This is a genomic window from Synechococcus sp. W55.2 (assembly GCF_047461635.1).
Lineage (GTDB): Bacteria > Cyanobacteriota > Cyanobacteriia > Thermostichales > Thermostichaceae > Thermostichus.
On record NZ_JANSHM010000103.1, the window covers coordinates 1 to 5,290 of the forward strand.

5 protein-coding genes and 1 pseudogene are annotated in these 5,290 nt (G+C 57.9%); 3 read left to right on the forward strand and 3 right to left on the reverse strand.

All coding sequences use genetic code 11. From position 1 onward, the window contains the following. Nucleotides 1-513, reverse strand: a pseudogene (locus NW828_RS13540) (hypothetical protein); the annotation flags it as partial. A 129-nt stretch (nucleotides 514-642) separates the two neighbouring features. Here NW828_RS13540 and NW828_RS13545 point away from each other — a divergent pair. The 3 genes from NW828_RS13545 (at nucleotide 643) to NW828_RS13555 (ending at nucleotide 3,905) form a co-directional block, all read left to right on the forward strand. Next, nucleotides 643-2,220: a cryptochrome/photolyase family protein gene (locus tag NW828_RS13545; protein WP_414384418.1), complete on the forward strand. Its 1,578-nt coding sequence runs from the start codon at nucleotides 643-645 to the stop codon at nucleotides 2,218-2,220. A gap of 75 nt (nucleotides 2,221-2,295) precedes the next feature. After that, a complete protein-coding gene (gene nrdR / locus NW828_RS13550; protein ID WP_414374563.1) occupies nucleotides 2,296-2,838 on the forward strand; it encodes a transcriptional regulator NrdR in 543 nt (180 codons plus the stop codon). 263 nt (nucleotides 2,839-3,101) lie between these two features. Beyond that, nucleotides 3,102-3,905, forward strand: coding sequence for a hypothetical protein (locus tag NW828_RS13555; RefSeq protein WP_414328720.1), 804 nt, complete (start codon nucleotides 3,102-3,104; stop codon nucleotides 3,903-3,905). A 210-nt stretch (nucleotides 3,906-4,115) separates the two neighbouring features. On the opposite strand, the gene NW828_RS13560 is transcribed toward NW828_RS13555, so the two are convergent. Both NW828_RS13560 and NW828_RS13565 read right to left on the reverse strand, forming a co-directional pair. Beyond that, the gene (locus NW828_RS13560) at nucleotides 4,116-4,337 is read right to left on the reverse strand and encodes an amidohydrolase family protein (protein WP_041436618.1); all 222 of its coding nucleotides are present in this window, start codon (nucleotides 4,335-4,337) and stop codon (nucleotides 4,116-4,118) included. Nucleotides 4,338-4,808: 471 nt separating this feature from the next. Further along, on the reverse strand, nucleotides 4,809-4,958 hold the full coding sequence (locus NW828_RS13565) for a hypothetical protein (protein WP_414384420.1): 150 nt from the start codon (nucleotides 4,956-4,958) through the stop codon (nucleotides 4,809-4,811). Between the last annotated feature and the right edge of the window lie 332 nt (nucleotides 4,959-5,290).

Sequence of the window (5,290 nt, forward strand, 5' to 3'; positions counted from 1 at the left end):
CCACCAGGAAGGCTTCTCCCCATAGGCCCACAGCGCCCAAAACGCCAGCGTCACCGCCACCACCAGCGGCAACTCCAACATGTACACGTGGGCCAAAGCCGTGATCCCCGGATAGAGGAGCAGCAGCGCCGCCGCCAGCCAGCCCACTTCCCAGGAGCGATAGACCCGCTGTCCCAGCCGCTGGGTTGCCAGAACCAGAACCCCCAGCAACACCAAGTTGAGCAACTGCCCGTCCGCCCGGCTGAAGGGATGCAGAGCCGCCAAGGGGATCCCCAGCCAATAGGCCAAAGGGGGGTAGCGCTGGTTCAAATGCAAAAACTGCTGCCCCCACAGCCCATCCCAGCGAAACCGTCCCAGGTGAAGCCCAAAAGCCTGCGCCTGCAGCAGATGCTGCGCCTCATCCCACGCCGGCGGCAAGGGATCCGTGCAGTTCCAGATCACCAGCAGCAGCAGGGCCACCATCCCCAGCCCGGCCCACCACCGCAGGAAAGGGATCCCTGTCTGCCGCATCATCCTCTCTCCTCAGCTGTCCCGCCGAGATTCAGCAAACATTTGGGTGCCACCTGGCCTTGCCCCCCAGAGCTAAACTCAACCTGTGTCATTCTCAGCGCTCCTCCCATAGACCGAGAGCTTCAGCATCCCATGATCGCTCCATCTGCCGGCCCACAAGGGGTTTGGATCCTTGCGGATCAACTCCACCCACAGCAATCCGCCCTCGCTTCCCTCTCGACCCTATCCCCAGACCGAGTTCCGGTCATTCTCATCGAATCCCACACCTGGGCCAGCTCCCGCAACCACCACCAGCAGAAATTGGTGCTGGTCTGGTCGGCCATGCGCCACTTTGCCCAAGAACTGCAACAGCGGGGCTACCCAGTCACCTACGTGGAAGCCGACAGCTATGCCGAGCCCCTGCAAACCTGGGCCAAGCAACATCAACTGCAGCAGATCCGCCTCATGCAGCCAGCTGATATTCCCATCCGGGAGGAGGTGGAAAATCTGAGATCAACCCTCCCCTGCCCCCTCTTGGTTGTGGAAAACAACCACTTCCTCTGGAGTACTCGTCAATTTATCGACTGGGCCTCAGGTCGCAAGCGCCTGCTCCTGGAAGACTTTTACCGCGAAGGGCGCAAACGCTTTCGCATTCTCATGGACGGCCCCAAGCCCCTGGGGGGGCGCTGGAACTACGACCGGGAGAACCGCCATCCTCCCAAACCGGGAATGCGCTATCCTCGACCCCTCACCTTTTCCCCCGATGCCATTACCCAGGCTGTCATCGCAAAAGTTAGGCAACACTACGGCCATCACTTCGGATCCTTAGAAGGATTTGGCTGGGCCGTCACCCGCGCCCAAGCCCTGCAAGTGCTTGATCATTTCATTCACGAGCGCCTGCCCCACTTCGGCCCCTGGCAAGACGCCATGCAAGCCGGGGAAGACTTCCTTTTCCACTCGCTGCTTTCTCCCTACCTCAACTTGGGCCTGCTCACCCCCCACGAAGTCATCGCTGCCGTCGAACAAGCCTACCATCGCGGCGGGATCCCCCTGCCCTCCGCCGAAGGCTTCATCCGCCAGATCCTGGGCTGGCGGGAGTACATGCGCGGCTTCTACGAATACCAAATGCCCAACGGCTATGCCCAGAAGAACTTTTTTGACCACCGCCGACCCCTGCCCCACTTCTTCTGGACCGGCGACACCGACATGGCCTGTCTGCGGCACACCCTGGGTCAGATTCGCCGCCATGGCTATGCCCACCACATCCAGCGGCTAATGGTGCTCAGCAATTTCGCCCTCATCAGTGGCATTCAGCCCCAGGCAGTAGAAGCGTGGTTTCAGGATGTGTTTATCGACAGCTACGACTGGGTGATGCAGCCCAACGTCATCGGCATGGGCCTTTTTGCCGATGGGGGCATGCTCTCCACCAAACCCTATGCCGCCTCTGCTCAGTACATCCGCAAAATGAGTGACTACTGCCGCCATTGCCGCTACAATCCCAGCGAAAAGGTTGGCAAACAAGCCTGCCCCATCAATACGTTGTATTGGGACTTCCTGTTGCGTCAGCGATCCCTCTTAGCCCCCTTGGGCAGAATGAAATGGGTATTGATCCATTTGGATCGCATGGAACCGGAGCTGAAGGCCCAGATCCAGGCGCAAGCCGCTGCTTGGTGGGATCCCTTGCAATCTGCACTCGACGAACAGAGTCCATCTCATTTGCAATCTGTCTAAGCACCAGAAGATTAAGCATCCGGTAAAATTGAGGCACCCTCCTACCCACCTGTCGCTTTGTAAGGACTGCAAGCCATGAAATGTCCCCGCTGCAGCAAACAAGAAATCCGAGTTTTGGAATCTCGTTCGGCAGAAGGTGGCCAGAGTGTGCGGCGGCGGCGAGAATGCATGTCCTGTGGCTACCGCTTCACCACCTATGAGCGCATCGAGTTCATGCCCATCATGGTCATTAAACGGGATGGATCCCGCGAAAGTTTCAACCGCAACAAGATCCTGCAAGGGGTGATGCGTGCCTGCCAAAAAACCCCCGTCACCGTCAGACAGATGGAAGAGCTGGTCAATGAGATCGAAGAAAAACTGCAATTGGAAGATGCCCAAGAGGTAACCAGCCTGCGCATCGGCGAGATGGTGCTGGAGCGCCTGCAACACCTAAGTGAGGTGGCCTACGTGCGCTTTGCCTCCGTTTATCGCCAGTTTCAGGGTATAAAGGACTTTGTCAACGAGCTGGAACAGTTGGAACCACCTCTGCGACGGGATCTGGAGCGGCTGCTGCGGGACTCCTCTGCCTCAGATTCCGAATCTTCAGGCTCCCCGGACTTGGTGGGGGAGTATTCGTGACGTGGGAACGACAGCGCAAGCCGGCCCTCCCTGGAAGCAGCGGGGAAATGGCGCTTGTGGGCGGGAAAAATTGCTGTGAAGAGATCGCCCATTCCAAAGGCTTAGCGGTATGCTTGGGGTAGTAATTGCGGCTTACACTAACGCTAGAGCTGCACGCCTTTAGATTGCCGGTGTTCAGCACTATCCTTGGAGATCCCTGATATCTTGGATCCCTCTGTGTCAAGCTGTCCCAGCCCCCTGTCCTTCCGAGTCGATCCCAATTTATGCAATACGGTTTTCGGGGTTCTAGCCCCTCTGGCGCTCGCAACAGCAACAGTAACCCCAGTGGCTTTCGCTCCCCTGCCGCAATGGAGACGGGGCCAGGGGTGGTGCCGATTCAGGTGTATCAACAAGTGGCCGAAGAGTTGGAGTCTGCCCGTCAGCAGGTAAGCCTGCTTTCCTCGGAAAACCAGCACCTGCGCGCTCTGCATCAGCAGTTGTCTGGAGAGCTCGCTGCCATCACCCGAGAGTTCCAGGGGCAATTGGGCCACACCCTGAAGCGCCTGCAGCAAATCAGCCTACGGCTTGCTGACGCAAATGGCCAGGCTGCCCAAGTTGCTGCAGCTTCTGAAGCCTCTTTCCAACAGAACAGCCCGACTGCCAATCCCGGCCAACCGGAAGCCCCTCCCAGCTACGATTTTTTGAATCGCCTCAAGCGCCGACAGGCCCGCAACGAGACCCCCTCCTTCTCATCCAACGGCTTTGCCCCGTCCTCCTTTGATTCCCTTCGCCACCCTTCCACCCACACCTCTGCCGAGCCCTACCCCCGCACTGGCTACCAGGTTCCTTCCCTGGACGAGTTGATGCAGGATAGGGGCGGCCCGGATCCCTATCTCGGCGAGGCAGACTCCTCAGCCTATTCCACCGGCATTTATCAGCGGGTACGAGAGCAACATCACGGATCCCAGGGCTCTGCCGTACTTTGGATGGCCGCTGCAGTCGTCTTAGTCATTGGATCGTTTGGGTTGGGATTTGTAGCCGTACAGCCGTTTTTGCGCAACAACCCACCGCCCGTGCAAGCACCCTGAGAGCTATTCACAGGATGCTCCAAAAGCCTGCAGGCGGGGTTAGGATGCCCCCAATGCGCTCCGCACCACTGACGAATGACCAGGGGTTATATCTGTGATCCAGGCTGTCGCTGCTCCTCTGACGCCTAACACATTCTTCGAGCATATGCCCGACGAGGGCCGCTTTGAGCTGTGCAATAGAGTCACGGTCAAAATGCAGCCCACAGGTTCTCACAAGCAGGTGGCGAGCTTTTTGGCATAGCGGTTAGCGGTGCCCACGCGCAAATCCAGCAAGATCAAATCCGCTTTTTTGCCCACCTCCAAGCTGCCGATTTCCCCTTCCAGACCCAGACAGGCGGCACTGCCTTGTGTAGCCATCCACAAAGCCTGTTGCGCCGGCAGAGCAGCTCCATCCCCCGATCCCAACCGCTGCAGAAACACCGCCAACCGCATCTCCTCGATTCGATTTCTTCAGCCCCCACATGCACACAGTGGGCGGCCAAGGTCTGAGCACTCAGGGATCCCCAGCGTTTCAAACACTGCACCGGGGTCAATCCATAGCGAGCCTGTAGAGTTTCCACTCCCCGGCGAGTTTCCGCCAAGTGGGTGTGCAGCCCCACTCCATACCTTTGGGCTAGAGCGGATCCCTGGACAAAACTCTCAGGATGGCCAGAATAAGGAGCATGGAACGTAAACTACCCGACCCTGACTGCTTCGCAGTATAGGACAGGCTTTTAGTAGCCCTGCAGTTAGTAAACTAACCACGGACCTCTGGGCTGGTTTACGACAACCCCAATCGACCGTTACCAGTGCCCTAAAAAGCCGTTTCTGGTGTCCGCAATATTGTTATAACACAAAGCAAATAAAGTCACGCATTCCTCCCGACACTGACTTTATGAGTACAGTGCTGGGCTCCTGCGATTTCTAGCTGACCCAGATGTAAATTTGCCCCTCCCCGCGTCCATGCCAAACCTGGATCAAAGCCTCCGTGTCCGCCAGGGATTCTCCCACTCCCCTCGGTTCGTCGATCACCTGTGGGCTGAGGATCCCTCGTAACCCCGACTGCAAGCTCACTGCTGCTGCTAGATGTCGATAGATGCCAAAAGTAACTACGGATAGGGATCGTGAAGTTGGATTACATCCCCCCCTCTCCCATGCCGTACACGAAGACCGCTCTGGCAGAACGAGCCAACTGGTGTAGAGCAGGTAACATGGCAAGCTAATGGTCGACAAAACTGTTACCTCACTAGCTTGCCTTCACCCAATGGTGTCAGCTTTCAGGTAGAGAGGCTTGACGGAAGCCAACCCCCCTATTGATTGGGTTCCTCTTGATTGGGTTAGGGTGGTGGGCCTGGCACCGAGCTAGGTTGCCAGCAGGTCGCCCTGCCAGTAGGTTCGCCGCTGAT

Bases quoted from the DNA above. Each gene is read 5' to 3' on its own strand.
- NW828_RS13545 (WP_414384418.1), top strand. From the start codon at position 643: ATGATCGCTCCATCTGCCGGCCCACAAGGGGTTTGGATCCTTGCGGAT.
- NW828_RS13560 (WP_041436618.1), bottom strand. From the start codon at position 4,337: ATGCGGTTGGCGGTGTTTCTGCAGCGGTTGGGATCGGGGGATGGAGCT.
- nrdR (WP_414374563.1), top strand. From the start codon at position 2,296: ATGAAATGTCCCCGCTGCAGCAAACAAGAAATCCGAGTTTTGGAATCT.
- NW828_RS13555 (WP_414328720.1), top strand. From the start codon at position 3,102: ATGCAATACGGTTTTCGGGGTTCTAGCCCCTCTGGCGCTCGCAACAGC.